The organism is Serratia proteamaculans (assembly GCF_008830365.1).
Taxonomy (GTDB): Bacteria; Pseudomonadota; Gammaproteobacteria; order Enterobacterales; family Enterobacteriaceae; genus Serratia; species Serratia proteamaculans.
The window spans coordinates 529,437-548,007 of sequence record NZ_WBKI01000001.1 but is presented as its reverse complement, the minus strand read 5'-3'; the positions used below and the strand labels follow the sequence as shown (position 1 = coordinate 548,007).

Sequence of the window (18,571 nt, the reverse complement as noted above, 5' to 3'; positions counted from 1 at the left end):
TGGGGCTTTTGTAATACAGCGTCAACTATTTGATTCGTTATGTGATTTGCTGCACAAATTCACCCCACTTTCACTGCGGATTGTATTTTATTCACCCAGTTCAGCATTCAGGGCAACAGTAATGCCATCAAGGATTTGGCCGCGGCGGTCAGGGGCCGTTGACGATGATGTACCAACCAAACTTCAGTCATCGCCTCTGGTTCCGCCAGCGGTAAATATTGCACACCGTCGATTTTAACCCGGGCAAAAGACGCCGGCAGAATCGAGATACCCAGCCCGGAAGACACCAGGCCAATGATGGTCATCGCCTCGCCCACCTCCTGGGTGATATAAGGAGTGATCCCCGCTTTGGCCAGCAGCGACAAGATCTCGTCATGTAACGCGGTGCCCACCTCGCGTGAGAAAAACACAAAGGGTTCTTCCGCCAGATGTTGGAAACGCAGCGTGCCCGGTGCCACATGGGTTAGCGGGTGCCCTTCCGGTACCACCGCCACCAACGGCTCGCACAGTAACAGTTGATGCTTTAAAGCGTCCGGCAAGCGGGTATTACGCATCACCCCCAGATCCAGACTGCCATTGAGTAAGGGTTCGATCTGCTGCTTGGTGTTCACTTCGCGCATTTTGATATGCACCTGTGGGTGCTGTTGGCGAAAAGCACGCAAACTGCGCGACACCACGCTGATAAAGGGAGCCGAAGAGGTGAAGCCTATGGTCAACTCACCCACCTCACCGCGTTCCAGCCGCGCCGCTTTCTCCGCCGCGCGGCCGACCTGATCGAGCACCTGATAGGCCTCTTTCAGGAACATTTCCCCCGCCTGCGTCAGGCTGACATTGCGGTTGTTACGCGCCAGCAGGCGTGCGCCGACCATTTCCTCCAGCGCCTGGATCTGCTGACTGAGCGGCGGCTGGGAAATTCGCAGGCGTTCCGCGGCGCGGCCAAAATGCAGCTCTTCTGCCACGGCAATGAAATAACGCAGATGCCTCAATTCGATATTCATACTTTAAACGTCTTAATTTTAATTATTAATATATTAGACAAAAAACTGCCCTCTCCCTATGATTTTGTTAACCAAAGATGTGCTTGTTTAAATCACGCCAAGTTCGGTAAGGAAAAACTGTGACAACCCCTGTGCGTTCTGCGGCCAATATGCCGTCGACGCTGGCCGCCAATGACGATGCGGCTGCTGCGCCAAAAACTCAACGTTCCACTCTTAATAAACTTCCCTACATCGAACGCGGAACGCCGCAGTTTATGCGCGTCACCCTGGCGTTGTTCTCTGCCGGGTTGGCCACTTTCGCCTTGTTGTATTGCGTGCAGCCGATCCTGCCGGTTTTGTCACAGGACTTCGGCATCTCCCCGGCGGAAAGTAGCCTGTCGCTGTCGGTGTCCACCGGGCTATTGGCGATTGGCCTGATGTTTACCGGCCCACTGTCCGACGCCGTCGGCCGCAAATCGGTGATGGTGGTAGCGCTACTGCTGGCGGCAATCTGCACCCTGATTTGCGCCTTTATGACCAGTTGGCAAGGTATTCTGCTGATGCGCGCGCTGATAGGGCTCTCGCTGAGCGGCGTCGCCGCCGTCGGCATGACTTACCTGAGCGAAGAGATCCATCCCAGCTTTGTCGCCTTTTCGATGGGGCTGTATATCAGCGGTAATTCCATCGGCGGTATGAGCGGTCGTCTGGTGACTGGGGTACTGACCGACTTCTTCTCCTGGCGGGTTTCGCTGGCGGTGATCGGCCTGTTCGCCCTGGCCGCGGCCTGCATGTTTTGGCGCATCTTGCCCGAATCAAAGCATTTTCGCGCCAGTTCGTTGCGCCCGCGTACCCTGCTGATTAACTTCCGGCTGCATTGGCATGACAAAGGCTTACCGCTGCTGTTTGCCGAAGGTTTCCTGCTGATGGGCAGCTTTGTCACTATGTTCAACTATATTGGCTACCGCCTGCTGGCAGATCCTTATCACCTCAGCCAGGCGATAGTTGGCCTGCTGTCGGTGGTGTATCTGACCGGTTCTTACAGCTCACCGAAAGCCGGTGCCATGACCTCCCGTTTTGGCCGCGGGCCGGTGCTGTTGGCATCAACACTGATTATGTTGATCGGGATCCTGATTACCGCACTGGCACCGGTAGCGGTTATTTTCATCGGTATGATGCTGTTTACCGCCGGTTTCTTTGCCGCCCATTCGGTTGCCAGCAGCTGGATTGGTCGGCGTGCGCGCCGGGCCAAGGGTCAGGCATCTTCGCTTTATCTGTTCTGCTACTACGTGGGCTCCAGCGTCGCCGGTACCCTCGGCGGCGTGTTCTGGCACAGCTTTGGCTGGAATGGCGTGGTGGCCTTTATCAGCGTGATGTTGTTGCTGGCCCTGTTGGTGGTGCATTATCTGAAGAAACTGCCGGAAGCGGCACGCGTTTAATCTCTGGCCCACCGCCGGCCCAATGGGTGCCGGCGGTGGCCTTAATCACTCTGTCAGGCCTGGACCGCTCGGTATACCCACCCACACTGTTGCTAATGTTGCCCTTTCGTTTGTGGTTGTCTTATTGTATGTTGTAACTAAAATAGGAGCGAGTGATGGATAAATACGGTTTAATCAGCAGGATGAATGTTTGCTTTAGCGAGCTTGAACAGGCGCTGACAAGCCTCCACCAGCAGATCCTGCCGCTGCGCTTGCTGGCTGGGCGGGTGTTCAGCCTGCCCGAAATCGAGAAAGGTAAAGAGCACGATGCCGTGGCGCAGATTGCCGTCGAGCAACATCTGGGCTTGGCCGCGCGCGATCTGGCGCTGGAGCACTATCAGCGGCTGTTTATCCATCACAACAAGCACAACATCAGCAGTAAGGCGGCGGTACGCCTGCCCGGTGTGATTTGCCTGGCGGTGGAAGCAACGGAATACCCTGAGTTACAGCAGCAAATTGCCCTGATTAACCGGCTGAAGGCCGAGCTGGAGCAGATTATCACCGTCGACTCTGGCCTGGCACCGGAGCAGCGTTTTGACTTCGTCCACACCCACCTGCATGGCCTGATCACCCTCAGCGCCTATCGTACCCTCACCGTTCTGACCAATCCGGATTCGGTGCGCTTCGGCTGGGCCAATAAGCACATCATCAAGAACGTGAAACGCGACGATATTCTGGCGCAATTGGAAAAGAGCCTGAAGGCCGGACGCGCAGTGCCGCCCCATACGCGCGAACAATGGGCCGAACTGGTCAACCGTGAGATCGATGACGTCAGCCGCCTGCCCCAGCAGGCGGTGCTAAAAATCAAACGACCGGTAAAAGTGCAACCCATCGCCCGGGTTTGGTATCAACCGCAGCAAAAGCAGGTACAACACCCCTGCCCGCTGCCGCTGATTGCCCTGTGTCAGGTGGAAAACGGTGCCCAGGTGCCGAAGATTGGCGAATTGCTCAATTACGACGCCTCGGCGGTCAAACATAAATACAAACCGCACGCCAGGCCGCTACGGCTGCTGGTCAAGCGGTTGCATCTGTATACCGACGTTCCTACTCGCTGAGGCTGTACACCCGCAGACGATGGCCATCCGGATCGCAGGCGACGAAGCTATAGCCGAAGTCCAGCGTCACTGGTGGCTGAATCATCTCCAGCCCCTGTTCGCGCCACTGCTGATAGAGCGCGTCCACCTGCTGCGGCAGTTCGCACATAAAGCCTATTTCGCCACCACCGCCGGTTGCCGCAGCAGCAGGCTCGACGCTATGTTTTGACCACATCGCCAGTTTTAGGCCATTACTCAATACGAACAGCGCGAAGGTGGGTGAAAGTTCCACCGGTGCCTGCCCCAGTAAGCGACGGTAGAAAGCGGCGCTGTTTTCGGGGTTATCAACATAAAGCAGGGTCATGTTTGGGGTTGTCATCGCACTAACCTCTTGGTTGAAGGAAACCGACCGGCTCCCGATAACCCAAGATTAAAACGCCCTACTGACAGTTTTTGGCAGCAGTGAAATTACTGCGGCGGAATGCCCTGAGTCTCGTGCCACTCTTTCATCAGCGAACGACGGCCACGCGGATAACGCTGCGCCAACGGCGTCGCCAGACGAATACGGTCGAGACGGAAATGGCGAAATGACTGGCGCAGCTCACACCAGGCAACCAGCATCCGCGCCTGTTCAAAATAGCCCAGAGCAAAGGGCCAGAGAATACGTTCGCTGGGGTTACCGTCACGGTCGCAATAATCCACCGCCAGTTTGCGTTCCTGGCGGATCACCTCGCGGATCAGCACCAGAGTCTCGTCCGCCACCTTCACCAGATCCACCGGGCCAATCAGCAGCGTGCTGGCCTCCAACTCATCGCGCAGCGCCGCAGGCAGAACGTCGGCGATTTTCGCCAGCGCATTATTGGCCGCACCGGCCAATTGACTGTCCCCCCGACGGCCCACCCAGCGCATCCCCAGCACCAGCGCTTCTATTTCCTGCTGCGAGAACATCAGGGGCGGCAGCATAAAGCCAGGCCGTAGCACATAGCCCACCCCGGTCTCACCGACAATCTCGGCGCCCTGCTGTTGCAGCGTGGCGATATCCCGGTACAGCGTGCGCATGCTGATATTCATTTCCTGCGCCAATGCATGGCCGGCAACCGGGTAGCGATGCCGCCGCAGGATCTGCATTAAATCGAGTAAACGCTCGGTACGTGACATTGATTTTTTTCCACAAAAAAGGCTTACCTCAAGTAAGCCTTATGCTTCTGACTCAATCAATTACTTCTTCATGCTGCCGACCATGTCTTCTGGGCGCACCCACAGGTCGAACTCTTCTTCGGTCAGGTAGCCCAACTTCAGTGCAGAGCCTTTCAGCGTCAGCCCTTCCTTGTGCGCTTTCTTGGCGATTTCTGCCGCTTTGTCATAACCGATGTGGGTATTCAGCGCGGTAACCAGCATCAAGGATTCATTCAGCAACTGGCTGATGCGGTCCCGATTAGGTTCGATACCCACCGCACAGTGCTCATTAAAGCCCTGCATACCGTCGGCCAGCAGGCGGATAGATTGCAAATAGTTGTGGATCACCATCGGGCGGAATACGTTCAACTCAAAGTTGCCGGAAGCCCCGCCGATATTCACCGCCACGTCATTGCCCAGCACCTGCGCGCACAGCATGGTCATCGCTTCGCACTGGGTTGGGTTGACCTTGCCCGGCATGATCGAGCTGCCCGGTTCGTTTTCCGGGATCGAGATTTCACCGATGCCGCAACGCGGGCCGGAGGACAGCCAGCGCACGTCGTTGGCAATTTTCATCAACGACGCCGCCAGCCCTTTCAGCGCGCCGTGACCATGCACCAGCGCATCACAGGTCGCCAGCGCTTCAAATTTGTTGGGGGCGGTGACGAACGGTTGTTTCGTCAGGTCAGCCAGCGCCCTGGCAACGCGAACCGCGTATTCCGGATGAGTATTCAGCCCGGTGCCCACGGCAGTCCCACCCAAGGCCAGTTCACAGATATGCGGAATACTGGCCTCAATGTGCTGCAGGTTATGCGCCAGCATCGCCGCCCAGCCGGAAATCTCCTGGCCGAGGGTCAGCGGCGTTGCATCCTGCAGATGGGTGCGGCCAATTTTGACGATATCGCGGTAGGCTTCTGCTTTGTCACTCAGGGTTTTATGCAGCACTTTCAGTTCGGGGATCAAATGCTCACGCACTGCAATTACCGCGGCTACGTGCATCGCGGTCGGGAACACATCGTTGGAGCTTTGGCTCTTGTTGACGTCGTCGTTCGGGTGCACCCTTCGCTCTTCCCCCCGCACGCCACCCAACAGCTCACTGGCGCGATTGGCCAGCACTTCATTCATGTTCATGTTGGTCTGGGTGCCGGAGCCGGTTTGCCAAATCGACAACGGGAATTCATTGGTATGTTGATCCGCCAGCACTTCATCGGCAGCGCTGATGATGGCGTTGGCACGTTCGGTGGGCAGCAGGCCCAGATCCATATTCACGCTGGCCGCAGCGCGTTTGGTCAACGCCAGCGCATGGATCAGGGCGGTCGGCATCTTTTCGGAAGAGATGCGGAAGTGCTCCAGTGAACGCTGGGTTTGCGCCCCCCATAGCCGATCGGCCGGCACTTCAATCGGCCCCATAGAGTCTTTTTCAATACGAACGGCTGCCATCACGATCTCCTTAGTACAATTCCTAAAAATGTACGATTACGCCAACGCGCTCAAGCCCGCCGGCACACCCAACCAGTATAGTGACATAATAACTATTCGCATTAAGAGAGTTACTTCACAGCATTTTTTCAACATTGTCTGGATTATTGTACGGATATTGTTTTGGGGTAGGTTCTCTCAGCCCGGCAGGCAAATATCAGCAATAAAAAAGCACCGTCTGGCGCTCCGATTATTTATTCTCAACCCACAGATTAAGGGTGGTGTTGATTATAAGCGTTAATTCTTTGGTCCTGCAGATGATTGATTTCATCGTAGGCGTCCTGACGCTCGTTGTGGCGATACACCCCCGCACCGACGGCACCGGCAACGGCGGCAACAGGATGAGCTACCGGGGCAGCAGTGACCACCACCGGTGCCGGTGTAACCACCACGGGCTGAGGCACAACCACGACCGGGCGTGGCGCGACGATCACCGGTCTTGGAGCGACCACCACCGGCCGGGCAACGCCATAACCATAAGCATGGGTGACCACGACGGCCGAATGGGCTGCGAAAGTGCACAGCATCAGAACCAGTAGCAGTTTTTTCATCAGCGCCTCTAATTTAGCAAAATTTAATCAGTGAGTTTATTTGCCTGCACTGTATAGCGACGCTGCCCACTAAATTTAGCTAGTTGTGTGATTGCCAATACAAACCCAATAATTATGATGAGAGATATATTCTGCCGGTAATAATTCACTTCAAAAAACACAGTTTGAAATATAAATTGAGGAAGCGGACTAAAATGCCAACGTCTGCATTTACGCCGAAAAATATATTTACCCGCAAAAAAGAAACGGTGTTTTTTTATCCAACCCCACCACTTTGCCAACCGACGTCCGAATTGTGACAGGGGGGGCTATCACGCTATACTTTGCCGGCCTTGCGGAACGCTACTTGTTTGATCGCGCCCCGTTTTTACGCCAAGGTTCGCGTGTAGGATAAGCCGCACAAGGTTTACTCACTGTCAGATACTGACCGTCGCCTCGACGGGAATGCAAAGGATGTTTATCAAGATGCAAAAAATGACCAACGCAGTGCAAAACTATGCATGGGGCAGTCACGACGCGTTAACCCAGCTGTATGGCATCGCTAACCCGCAAGGGCAGCCGATGGCCGAGCTGTGGATGGGCGCTCATCCGAAAAGCAGCTCCCGCGTGGCCGGTGCCGACGGCACTTTGCGCTCGTTGCGCGATGTCATTGATAAAGATCAGCCTAAACAATTGGGTGCCGAAGTTGCCAGCCGCTTTGGTGAGTTGCCGTTCCTGTTCAAAGTGCTGTGTGCCGATCAGCCGCTGTCTATTCAGGTGCATCCAAGTAAATCCGCCGCCGAAACAGGCTTCGCCAAAGAAAATGCCGCCGGTATTCCGCTCGACGCCGCCGAGCGTAATTATAAAGATCCGAATCACAAACCGGAGCTGGTGTTCGCCCTGACGCCTTTCCTGGCGATGAACGGCTTCCGCGAACTGTCCGACATTGTTTCCCTGCTGCAGCCGATTGCCGGTGCCCATCATGATATCGCCGCATTCCTGCAACAGCCGGATATCAGCCACCTGTCATCCCTGTTTGCCAGCCTGCTGGCGATGAGCGGTGAACAGAAATCGCTGGCGCTTGGGGTACTGAAAGCCGCACTGAATAATCAACAGGGCGAAACCTGGGACACTATCCGCTTTATCGCCGGTTTCTACCCGGAAGACAGCGGCCTGTTCTCACCGCTGCTGCTGAACGTGGTACAGCTAAAGCCGGGCGAAGCGATGTTCCTGTATGCCGAAACCCCACATGCCTACCTGAAAGGCGTGGCGCTGGAAGTTATGGCCAACTCGGACAACGTGCTGCGCGCCGGACTGACGCCAAAATTCATCGATATTCCAGAATTGCTGGCCAACCTGCAGTTCCGTCCGCAACCGGCCTCCGGCCTGCTGACCCAGCCGCAAAAGCGCGGTGACGAGCTGTTCTTCCCAATCCCGGTCGAAGATTTCGCCTTCTCACTGCATGACCTTTCCACTGCTCCACAGGCGCTGGCGCAAAACAGCGCGGCCATCGTGTTCTGCGTTGACGGTGAAGCGGTACTAACCAAACAGGATCAGCAACTGGTGCTCAAGCCGGGTGAATCCTGCTTTATCGGCGCGTTCGAATCGCCGGTTAACGTCAGTGGCAGCGGTCGAATCGCTCGTGTTTATAACCTGTTGTCGTAAACACTCGGTAAATTTCCGCAAATTGGTTGCTGAAAGAGTGGCTTACCTTCACAATTAAACGCCTACGGGCGTTTTTTTTATTGGCCCCAATTTGCCCATCCATCTGTTCGAGACAGATGGCTTAATAAGGATGAACAGAACTATGAAAAAATCGTTAGTCGCTGTTAGCGTCATTGTGGTTCTTGGCGCAGCATGGACCGGGGCTTCCTGGTACACCGGCAAACTGATCGAACAACGGATGGGTGAAGTGGTTGATAACGCCAACAGCCAGCTGAAAGTCTATCTGCCAAAAGCCGGGGTTAAGCTGGGTTATGAAAATTACCAGCGCGGTATTTTCAGCAGTAAAATTCGCTACGTGCTGCGCGCCGACGGCAGCGTCACCACCGACGAGGCTCCGCTGAAAGCCGGTGATGAAGTGGCGTTTATGGAAACCATCGACCACGGTCCCTTCCCGTTTGCCCAGTTGAAAAAATTCAACCTGCTGCCAAGCATGGCGTCAGTGCATACCGAACTGGAAAACACCCCGGCGACCAAAGGCCTGTTTGATATCACCAAGGGCAAGTCGCTGTTCACCGCCGAATCCCGTATTTCCTACAGTGGTGATACCTCATCTGCCATTGACGTGATCCCGCTGGAATACCAGAAGGACAAGTCAGCGCTGAAATTCAGCGGTGCGACCATCAATGCCGATGTCTCACGCGATATGAAAGCCATCACCCTGGACGCCAGCAGCGACAGCGCAATGATCAGCGGCCCGAACCAGTTTGGTCAGACCGAGCAGGTCCAGTTGCTGGGCGCTACGCTGAAGAGCAAGACCCACGCAGGTCAGTTCGATCTCAGCCTGGGCAACCAGAATATGGAACTGAAGCAGGTCAAGGTTGCCGTTGACGGTAAAGATACCCTGACGCTGGACGGCTTTAAGCTGGCAAGCCAATTCGGTGAGAAAGACGCAAACCTGAACGGCCAGATCGATTACACCATGGACGCGCTGAAGATCCAGAACAGCGACTTCGGTTCCGGCAAGCTGTCGCTGAAAATCGACAAACTGGACGCCAAATCGCTGAAAGAGTTTGCTGACCGCTATAACCAGCAGGCGATGCAAATGCTGCAACAGACGCAAACTATGGATCCTGTGGCCTACCAGCAGCAAACCACCGACATCCTGCTGCAGAACCTGCCGCTGCTGTTGAAGGGCAACCCTAGCATCAGCGTTGCACCGCTGAGCTGGAAAAACAGCAAGGGTGAAAGCACCTTTACCCTGAATCTGGATCTGACCGATCCTGCGCAGGCCGATTCCCCTGCCGAATCACCGGATCAACTGATTGCCCGTTCAGTGAAAAAACTGGACGCCAATCTGAGCATTCCGGTAGCGATGGCAACCGAAACCACCTCGCAAACGGCTTTACTGCAAGGTTACAGCGCGGAAGAAGCACAGAAACTGGCCCAGCAGCAGGTGCAGGGTCTGGCCGCCATGGGGCAGATGTTCAAACTGACCACCTTGAAGGACGGGGTGATCGGCAGCAGCTTCCATTACGCCGACAACCAGGTTGATCTGAACGGCAACAAGATGTCGCTGCAAGAGTTCATCGGTACCTTTGGCCTGCTGGGTGCACCAGCAGCAGAAGGCGCACCGGCACAGGACGCCGTTCCTGCACCGGTACCGGCCCAGTAATTCTCAGCATCACAGCCTTGGGGCCCGCTTAGTCGGGCCCCTGTTTTATTCCTGGTTCCCGTACACCGCATCGCGGATCTGCTGCGGATACTGCCCGCTCATACCTTCAAACGCCGTATTGGTCAGCGCCACCACGCTTAATGCCGCCTGCGGATCGTAAAACCAACTGTGTCCATACACACCACCCCACTGCAGGGTGCCATTATGCTGTGGCGTCATCGCCAGTTGTGCATCCACCAGCACCGCGCCGCCAAAACCAAAGCCCCAGCCCGGTCCCTGGGTTTCAGCTTCAGCACCGACATGCGGCTGACGCATCAGCGCCACGCTGGCCGGTTGTAAAATCCCCTCGCTACCACCGCGCAAGGTTTCTACCAGGCGCAGCACGTCATCAGCATCGCCGACCATGCCGGCACCGCCAGATGCATAGGCCAGCGGATCAAGCGCGCGTGATGGCGACAATTCAATGTCAAAACCAAAACCTTCCGGCAGTGTCAGATGCATGCCGTCGTGAATCGGCTCCGGCCGGGCGGCGTTGTCGTGATAAGCCGTCGCCAGATTGTCGACGTCACTGGTGTAGAACCCGGTATTACTCAGCCCCAATGGTTGCGCGACCCAGTGTTCGAACAACAGTGGCAGCGGCTCGCCAGCTACCTGCTCCAGTACCGCCCCCAATACGTCGATCGCCAGCGAATAATTGAATTCGCTGCCGGGTACCACCAACAGATCAGCCTGAGCCAACAGTCGTAAATTCTGCTCCAGCGTCAATGGTGACAACGTCATGCCGTCTTGAATGCCCAACTGCTGATACGGCCCATCCGCGGGTTGATTAAAACGGTAATCCAGCCCGGCAGTGTGGCTGAGCAAATGACGGATTTTAATCTCTGGCTGGCGGCCATCGGCCAGCGCAGGCGTGAACCAGGGCAGCCAACGGCTGACGGCATCATCCAGCCCCAGCTTTTGTTGTTCGACCATGCGCATCGCCGCCAGCGTGATGTAGGGCTTGGAGACCGAAGACAACCGGAACTGGGTTTCACGTCGCATCGGCCGCTGTAGTTCTCGATCTGCGTAGCCGCTGGCCTCGGCGTAAATCACCTTACCCTGCTGCGCCACCAGCACCACGCTGCCGACGATGCGTTGTTCGGCAAGCGCCTGTCTGCTGACCATCTGTACTCGTTCTGCTAATGACTGATTCGATGTCGACATTATTTGATGCTCTCTGAGGGGTATGAAATCAGTCTAAAGTGATTATTATAAAATTAAATACCCTATTACTTAACGAATCATTAAGCAGGGATTACTGATAGATGAGTTCACTATTGCAATTACTGCCGTTTTTCGAAGCCGTCGCACGCTTGGGCAGCTTTACCCAGGCAGCTAATCAGTTGGGTGTCACCCCTCCGGCGGTGTCGCAAAACATTCAGGCGTTGGAAACCCGGCTTGGGGTACGGCTGTTCAACCGTACCAGCCGGTCGGTGCGGCTAAGCGATGAGGGGCGTCTTTTTTACCAACGGGTGGCGCCCGCCATGGGACAGATCGAGGTGGCCGCCGACGATGTGCGCACCCTGCACGGTCACCCTTCCGGCCTGCTGCGCATTACCCTGCCGCAGTTGGCCGCCTCGCTGCTGGTGATGCCTTATCTGACGGAATTTCAGGCGCTCTACCCCGAGGTGCAGCTTGAGCTGTTTACCGACGACCATTTTTCCGATCTGGTGTTGGACAGTTTCGATGCCGGTATTCGCATGCGAGCCATGCTACAAAAAGACATGATTGCGGTGCCGATCGACCACGACCAGCGGCGGGTGATTATTGCCACTCCCGGCTATTTGGCGCAGCACGGCACACCACTGACGCCACAGGCGCTGAGCGACCACAACTGCCTGCGTTACCGTTTCCCCGGCAGCGGCAAGTTTGAACCCTGGTATTTCAGGCAGGATGGCGGGCAGCTCACGCTGGAGGTCAGCGGCAGCCTGATATTTAACGAAGACCGGCTGATTAAAGACGCCGCTTTGATGGGATTGGGCATGACCCAACGTTTTGCCAACACGGTGCAACGCGAGCTAAGCAGTGGGCAACTGGTGGAAGTACTGGCGGAGTACAGCGGCGATTCCCCCGGTTTTTTCATCTACTTTCCGGCCAGTCGGCATATGCCGCTCAAGCTGCGGGTTTTCATTGATTTTATGCGGGAGAAACGGTCGCAACAGCGCCGCACTCAGGACGCCAGTATGGCGCCCTGAGCTTCAGCATTAAGGTTTATCCAACGCCTGCACGATCCGGTAACTGGCCGCGACCCGGTCGTCATTCGGGAACCATTTATTGGCCAGCATCACCACCGCAATTTTTTGCGACGGAATAAATACCGCGTAGGTGGAGAACCCGCCGGTTGAGCCGGTTTTATTGAACCAGGCGGTCGTCTGCTGCTGTAGCGGCGGCGTGATGGCGGTGGCCGGCGTGCCGTTCATGATCATTCCGGCGTTGTTGCCTTCCGTCAGCTTGGCCAATGCCACCGGGTAAGCATAGCTTTCCCACATCAGATCCTGGGTAAAGACCCCCGCCTGGAAATAACCGGTATGGGTCACGGCCAGTGCCTTGCGCCACTTATCCCCCACCTTGGCCACCTTCATGTTGGCTTCCAGGTAACGGATCAGATCCTGGGCATTGGACTTAATCCCGTAGGCTTCTGCGTCCAGCGGGCCCGGAGTCACTCGCACCGGCTGGTCTTGCTTGTTGTAACCCTGGGCGTAATTTTCCATCTGCCCGGTCGGAACATTCACGTAGCTATGGTTCATGCCCAACCCTGGCAGCAACTGTGTTTCCATCGCCTGAGCAAAAGGTTGGTTCAGGCTTTTGGCGGTTATCATCCCCAGCATGCCAACCCCCAGGTTGGAGTAAACCCGGTAGCTGCCTACCGCATGCGTCGGCTGCCACTGCCGATAATAGGCCATCAGTTGCGCGTCGTTGGTCACCTGGTCCGGAACAAACAACGGCAGACCAGAGGTATGCGTGGCTAGGTTCAGCAAGCTGACGTGGTCAAAGGCGCTGCCGCGCAGTTCCGGCAGGTAATGACTGGCCGGTTCGGCAAAGGACAATTTGCCCTCATTCTGTGCATAGGCAGCCAATGTGGCAGTGAAGGTTTTGCTCAATGAACCAATTTCAAACAAAGTCTGGTTGGTGATCGGCTTGCCAGTCTGTTTGGACGCCACACCATAGTGATAAAACTGCTGCTTGCCGTCCACCGACACGGCGATGGCCATGCCCGGCACACCATATTTCTGCATCAGGGGTTGAATAATGGCGTCGATGTCGGCCCTATCGGCGGCATGGCCAGCCGGCAGGATCATTGCGGCCAGCAACGCGGCCGCCAAGCGATTTATTTTGGTCATGTGAAAGCTCTTGGGTTGCAGGGTATCGGCCGATGGTAAAAGATTTTATTGCCATTCGACACGAAGATATCCTTGGGTAACGGTGTTATTCCTTTTCTGACTGCGTTAATTCCGCAACAGCTGGGCTAAATATCGGGTTTTCGCCTGAGGTTGACAAGCGATAAGAATTTCAGCCAGCATAAAGAAAAACTTATGGCTAACTCTATGCGCAACCGATTGCCGCTTAATGCCCTGCGGGCATTTGAATCCTCCGCCCGTCACCTGAACTTTACCCGCGCCGGGCTGGAACTGAGCGTCACCCAGGCCGCCGTCAGCCAGCAGGTGCGTACACTCGAACAACAGTTGGGTATTCAGCTGTTCCGTCGCCTGCCGCGCGGGCTGGATCTGACCGAGGAAGGACAGGCACTGCTGCCGATATTGACCGACGCTTTCGACCGCATTGAGTCGGTACTGCAACAGTTCGAAGGCGGGCATTTCCATGAGGTGTTGACGGTGGCGGTGGTCGGCACCTTTGCCGTCGGTTGGCTGATGCCCCGGCTGGCGGCGTTCAGAGAGTCACATCCGTTTATCGATCTGCGGGTGTTAACCAATAATAACCTGGTTAACCTGTCGGCCGACGGAATGGACTTCGCTATCCGCTTCGGTGAAGGCCGATGGCCCGCGACCCACAACCTCAAACTGTTTGACGCCCCGCTGACGGTGCTGTGCCCACCGCATGTGGCAGAGCAACTCCACACGCCGCAGGATCTGCAACACCAACTGCTGATGCGCAGCTACCGCAAGGACGAGTGGGAACGCTGGTTTGCCGCTGCACAGGTGACACCGTGGCGGATTAACGGCCCGGTGTTCGACTCTTCCCGGCTGATGGTAGAAGGGGCGATCCACAGCGGTGGTGTGGCGCTGGCTCCGGCACGTATGTTTGCCCGCGAGCTGCGGGAAGGCCTGTTGCAGCGCCCCTTCAGCGCCGAAGCGGATCTTGGCAGCTACTGGCTGACCCACCTGAAATCACGCGATATGACGCCGGCGATGAAAGTGTTTGTTAGCTGGATCCAGCAGCAGGTCAAGGATGAACAACAATGAGGTTGGGATCAAGCCGAGCCACGCTTGATCAACACCGGCGGCAGAATCACGTTTTGCGGCGGTAACTCAGCGTCGGCGATCCGCTGTAGCAAGCGTGAGGCGGCGCTGCGCCCCACTTCTCGCGCCGAGCTGGAAACCAGCGTCAGCGGTGGTTCGGTCAGTTCGGCCTCAGGCACATCGCCAAAACCAATCAGCGCCACCTGCTGGCCGTAGTAAGTGTCGACGCCTTCCGAACCGATACTGCGCCCGCTGCGCACGATACCAAAGTAGGCGCCTAACGCCACCGACGCCTTATGACAGACCAGTGCGCTGATGTTCGGGTGTTGCCGCAGCAGGTTTTCCGCTGCTTCTGCCGCCGCCCGCTGATGGCAGTCACACTCGACAATCCAGTCGGAGCGAAAAGGCAGGCCATACTGCACCAGCGTGGCACAAAAGCCTCCCAGCCGTTCGGCACGGGTTAAGGAGCTGCTTTGCCCGCCCAGATAGGCGATTTGGCTGTGGCCGCGTTTGATCAGGAATTCGGTGGCCATCTTGGCGGCCTGCATATTGTCCGGCCGCACCACATCAACCCCTTCCAAACCATTCGAGCGTGCGGCGCACACCAGTGGCACGCCCTGCTCTGTGGCCTTCTCCTTCAGCCCCTCGGCCGAGCGTATCCCCCCCGCCAGCACCATGCCGTCAACCCCATGCTCCAGCAGCGTATCAAAACAACGCATCAGCCCCTTGCCGTCGCGACCGCTTTGGGTCAGGAACAACACTTTGCCATGCGCCTCCAGTACTTCGCTCAGCCCGGCGGTCATTTCCGCATAAAACGGCTCGCAGATATCACGCAGGATCAGGCCAATCACGCCCGACGCCCCACCACGCAGCGTCGCCGCCTGACGGTTGCGCACGTAGCCCAAGCGTTCAATGGCGTGGTTCACCCGCGCCACGGTGGTGGGTGAAATACGCCCTTTGCCGCTCAGCACCAGCGAAACGGTGGTAACCGAGACACCGGCCTGCTGCGCGACATCGGTAATGGTGATCTTTTTGATGGTCATGACCTCTGCGAGCCCGCTCCTGGGCATTCTGCATCTTGCAGCAAATGGTATACCGAATCTGTTTGGTCAGTAAAACGTTTTACTGGTCTCGTCATTGTCACCGCAAAGTGCGCGTCGGAATTGTGATTAGTGGCGCATTTTTAGTAGGTAAAACGTTTTATCTTATTTTTACCTAACAGGGGTACACACCACTTTCGCACGTTTTTCCGCCAGGAGCCGCCGGTTATGCCAGCACCTAAAAAACAAAAAATCACGCTCTGGGAGTTTTTCCAGAGCCTGGGCAAAACATTTATGCTGCCCGTCGCCTTGCTGTCGTTCTGCGGCATCATGCTGGGTATCGGCAGTTCACTGAGCAGCCGGGATGTCATCACCCTGCTGCCGTTTATCGGCCACCCTGCCTTCCAGTTGCTGTTCACCTGGATGAGCAAGATCGGCTCCTTTGCCTTTAGCTTCCTGCCGGTGATGTTCGCCATTGCCATTCCGCTGGGTATGGCGCGTGAAAACAAGGGCGTCGCCGCGTTCTCCGGCTTCGTCGGCTTTGCGGTACTGAACCTGGCCACCAACTTCTACCTGACCACCACCGGCATTTTACCCACCACCGATCCGCTGGTGCTGAAAGCCAACAACATCCAAAATATCCTCGGTATTCAATCGATTGATACCGGTATTCTGGGTGCGGTGATCGTCGGTATCATCGTTTATAAATTGCACGAGCGTTTCCACACCATCCGTCTGCCGGATGCGCTGGCGTTCTTCGGCGGCACCCGCTTTGTGCCGATCGTCACCACCGTGATACTGGGTTTGTGTGGCCTGGTGATCCCCCTGATTTGGCCCTGGTTTGCCGCCGGTATTACCGGGCTGGGCTGGGTGATCAACAGCGCCGGTGCCTTTGGGCCGATGCTGTTCGGTACTGGCGAACGCCTGCTGTTACCCTTCGGCTTGCAGCATATTCTGGTGGCGCTGATCCGCTTTACCGAGGCGGGCGGCACGCTCGACGTCTGCGGCCATACCGTGAGCGGTGCGTTGACCATCTTCCAGGCTCAGCTTTCCTGCCCAACCACCACCGGCTTTGCCGAAAGCGCCACCCGCTTCCTGTCACAGGGCAAGATGCCGGCCTTCCTGGGTGGTCTGCCGGGCGCAGCGTTAGCCATGTATCACTGTGCCAAGCCGGAAAACCGCCACAAGATTAAAGGCCTGCTGATCTCCGGCGTAGTGGCCTGCGTGGTCGGCGGCACCACCGAACCGATCGAGTTCCTGTTCCTGTTTGTCGCACCGTTCCTGTATCTCATTCACGCGGTCCTCACCGGGTTGGGCTTCACCGTGATGGCGCTGCTGGGCGTGACCATCGGCAACACCGACGGCAATATCATCGACTTCGTGGTATTCGGCATTCTGCACGGTACCGCCACCAAGTGGTATCTGGTACCGATCGTCGCCGGCATCTGGTTCGCCGCCTACTACGCCATTTTCCGCTTCTCCATTCAGCGCTTTAATATCAAAACGCCGGGCCGCGAAAGCGAAACCACAGCCAGCCAGAGCGCCCCCGCTGGCCCGGTCGGCAAATCCGGCTATAACGTTCCGGCCATTCTGGCGGCGCTGGGCGGCAGTGAGAATATTGTTTCTTTGGATAACTGCATCACCCGCCTGCGCCTGTCGGTCGACGACATGAGCAAGGTGGATGACGCAGCGCTGAAGGCCAATCGCGCCATTGGCGTGGTACACCTCAATGAGCACAATCTTCAGGTGGTGATCGGCCCGCAGGTGCAATCGGTGAAAGATGAATTAGACTCACTGATAGCGGCAGCGCTTCCTGCTGCGGCCCTGCAGGGAACGTCAAATGTTTGATTTTTCCACCCCGGTCGATCGCCACGGTACCTGGTGCACGCAATGGGATTACATCGCTGACCGTTTTGGTCACGATGACCTGCTGCCGTTCACCATTTCCGATATGGATTTCGCCACCGCGCCCTGCATTCTCGAGGCGCTGCAACAGCGCCTGCAGCATGGTGTGCTGGGCTACAGCCGCTGGCAGCATGAGGATTTTCTCGGCGCGGTGCGCCACTGGTATCAACAGCGCTTCAATACCCCCATAGACACCCATATGGCCGTCTATGGTCCGTCGGTGATTTACATGGTGGCGCAATTGATCCGCCAGTGGTCAGCACCGGGTGAATACGTCGTCACCCACACCCCGGCTTATGACGCTTTTTATAAGGTGATCCTCGGTAATCAACGCCAACTGCTGGCCTGCCCACTGCACAAGGACGGCAACGACTGGCAGTGCGATATGGCCCACCTGGAGGCGTTACTGGCACGGCCGCAAACCAAAATTCTGCTGCTGTGCAGCCCGCACAACCCGACCGGCAAGGTATGGCGTGCGGAGGAATTGCAGCAAATGGCCGAGCTGTGCGAACGCCACGACGTGCGGGTGATCAGCGATGAGATCCATATGGATATGGTCTGGGGCGAGCAACATCATACGCCCTGGAGCCAGTTTGCCACCACGCCTTGGGCACTGCTGACCTCAGGTTCCAAAACCTTCAATATCCCGGCGTTGACCGGGGCCTACGGTTTTATCAGCGATGATGCCGCGCGTGAGGCCTACACTCAGCAACTTAAGGCACGCGACGGGTTATCTTCTCCGGCAGTACTGGCGGTTGTCGCGCATATTGCCGCTTATCGCCACGGCGAGCCCTGGCTGGACGCACTGCGCGACTACCTGCAGGACAACCTAACCTACGTTGCCGAGCGGTTGAATCAGGCGTTCCCGACACTGAATTGGCAACCACCACAGGCCACTTACCTGGCCTGGATCGATCTGCGCCCGCTGGGCATTGACGACCGTCAGTTACAACAGGTGCTGATCGAGCGGGAGAAGGTTGCCATCATGCCGGGCTTCACCTACGGCGAAGAAGGCCGTGGCTTCCTGCGGCTGAACGTCGGCTGCCCGCGCAGCAAGGTAGAGGCCGGTATGGACAAGTTGATTAACGGAATGAAATTTGTGCTGGGCCCAGCTTAGTCCGTTCACCTCAAGCCCTCTCGCCAGGAGAGGGCCTATCTCAT

16 protein-coding genes are annotated in these 18,571 nt (G+C 56.7%); 8 read left to right on the top strand and 8 right to left on the bottom strand.

The features are described from left to right. Positions 1–107 precede the first annotated feature (107 nt). The gene (locus F8R23_RS02675) at positions 108–998 is read right to left on the bottom strand and encodes a LysR family transcriptional regulator (protein ID WP_129934770.1); all 891 of its coding nucleotides are present in this window, start codon (positions 996–998) and stop codon (positions 108–110) included. A 149-nt stretch (positions 999–1,147) separates the two neighbouring features. Here F8R23_RS02675 and F8R23_RS02670 point away from each other — a divergent pair, with 149 nt between their 5' ends. Then, positions 1,148–2,413, top strand: a complete 1,266-nt coding sequence (locus F8R23_RS02670; RefSeq protein ID WP_176979580.1) for an MFS transporter — start codon at positions 1,148–1,150, stop codon at positions 2,411–2,413. A gap of 155 nt (positions 2,414–2,568) precedes the next feature. Next, entirely contained in the window at positions 2,569–3,507 is a 939-nt protein-coding gene (gene tus, locus F8R23_RS02665) for a DNA replication terminus site-binding protein (protein ID WP_151415210.1), read from the top strand. Here tus and F8R23_RS02660 read toward each other — a convergent pair. The 4 genes from F8R23_RS02660 to F8R23_RS02645 all read right to left on the bottom strand — a co-directional run bounded on the left by F8R23_RS02660 (position 3,497) and on the right by F8R23_RS02645 (position 6,692). Further along, positions 3,497–3,865 carry a VOC family protein gene (locus F8R23_RS02660; protein ID WP_112347467.1) on the bottom strand — a complete coding sequence of 123 codons (369 nt, stop codon included), beginning with the start codon at positions 3,863–3,865 and terminating at the stop codon, positions 3,497–3,499. The two genes, tus and F8R23_RS02660, sit on opposite strands and share 11 nt — an antisense overlap. An 89-nt stretch (positions 3,866–3,954) precedes the next feature. Further along, a complete protein-coding gene (locus F8R23_RS02655) occupies positions 3,955–4,644 on the bottom strand; it encodes a helix-turn-helix transcriptional regulator (protein WP_129934772.1) in 690 nt (229 codons plus the stop codon). A 60-nt stretch (positions 4,645–4,704) separates the two neighbouring features. Continuing rightward, positions 4,705–6,102 carry a class II fumarate hydratase gene (gene fumC, locus F8R23_RS02650; RefSeq protein WP_129934773.1) on the bottom strand — a complete coding sequence of 466 codons (1,398 nt, stop codon included), beginning with the start codon at positions 6,100–6,102 and terminating at the stop codon, positions 4,705–4,707. A gap of 251 nt (positions 6,103–6,353) precedes the next feature. Continuing rightward, positions 6,354–6,692 (bottom strand): hypothetical protein, encoded by a 339-nt coding sequence (locus tag F8R23_RS02645; RefSeq protein WP_129934774.1) that lies wholly within the window; start codon positions 6,690–6,692, stop codon positions 6,354–6,356. Between the two features lie 465 nt (positions 6,693–7,157). Between F8R23_RS02645 and manA the strand changes: the two genes are divergently transcribed. Then, a complete protein-coding gene (manA, locus tag F8R23_RS02640) occupies positions 7,158–8,336 on the top strand; it encodes a mannose-6-phosphate isomerase (protein WP_129938039.1) in 1,179 nt (392 codons plus the stop codon). 142 nt (positions 8,337–8,478) lie between these two features. Further along, complete coding sequence (locus F8R23_RS02635) at positions 8,479–10,008, top strand: YdgA family protein (protein WP_129938038.1); 1,530 nt, start codon at positions 8,479–8,481, stop codon at positions 10,006–10,008. A 45-nt stretch (positions 10,009–10,053) separates the two neighbouring features. On the opposite strand, the gene F8R23_RS02630 is transcribed toward F8R23_RS02635, so the two are convergent. Continuing rightward, positions 10,054–11,211, bottom strand: a complete 1,158-nt coding sequence (locus F8R23_RS02630; RefSeq protein WP_151415209.1) for a serine hydrolase domain-containing protein — start codon at positions 11,209–11,211, stop codon at positions 10,054–10,056. 101 nt (positions 11,212–11,312) lie between these two features. On the opposite strand from F8R23_RS02630, the gene F8R23_RS02625 reads away from it, so the two are divergent. After that, entirely contained in the window at positions 11,313–12,242 is a 930-nt protein-coding gene (locus tag F8R23_RS02625) for a LysR family transcriptional regulator (RefSeq protein ID WP_151415208.1), read from the top strand. 9 nt (positions 12,243–12,251) lie between these two features. Here F8R23_RS02625 and ampC read toward each other — a convergent pair whose 3' ends face one another. After that, a complete protein-coding gene (gene ampC / locus F8R23_RS02620) occupies positions 12,252–13,388 on the bottom strand; it encodes a class C beta-lactamase (RefSeq protein ID WP_129934779.1) in 1,137 nt (378 codons plus the stop codon). A 192-nt stretch (positions 13,389–13,580) separates the two neighbouring features. On the opposite strand from ampC, the gene F8R23_RS02615 reads away from it, so the two are divergent. Continuing rightward, entirely contained in the window at positions 13,581–14,468 is an 888-nt protein-coding gene (locus tag F8R23_RS02615) for a LysR family transcriptional regulator (protein ID WP_198642482.1), read from the top strand. Between the two features lie 8 nt (positions 14,469–14,476). On the opposite strand, the gene F8R23_RS02610 is transcribed toward F8R23_RS02615, so the two are convergent. Continuing rightward, positions 14,477–15,508, bottom strand: a complete 1,032-nt coding sequence (locus F8R23_RS02610) for a Mal regulon transcriptional regulator MalI (RefSeq protein ID WP_151415207.1) — start codon at positions 15,506–15,508, stop codon at positions 14,477–14,479. Between the two features lie 225 nt (positions 15,509–15,733). On the opposite strand from F8R23_RS02610, the gene malX reads away from it, so the two are divergent. After that, complete coding sequence (gene malX, locus F8R23_RS02605; RefSeq protein ID WP_151415206.1) at positions 15,734–17,353, top strand: maltose/glucose-specific PTS transporter subunit IIBC; 1,620 nt, start codon at positions 15,734–15,736, stop codon at positions 17,351–17,353. Then, positions 17,346–18,527, top strand: coding sequence for a MalY/PatB family protein (locus F8R23_RS02600; protein ID WP_129934782.1), 1,182 nt, complete (start codon positions 17,346–17,348; stop codon positions 18,525–18,527). Before malX ends, F8R23_RS02600 begins: the two co-directional genes overlap by 8 nt. Positions 18,528–18,571: the final 44 nt, after the last annotated feature.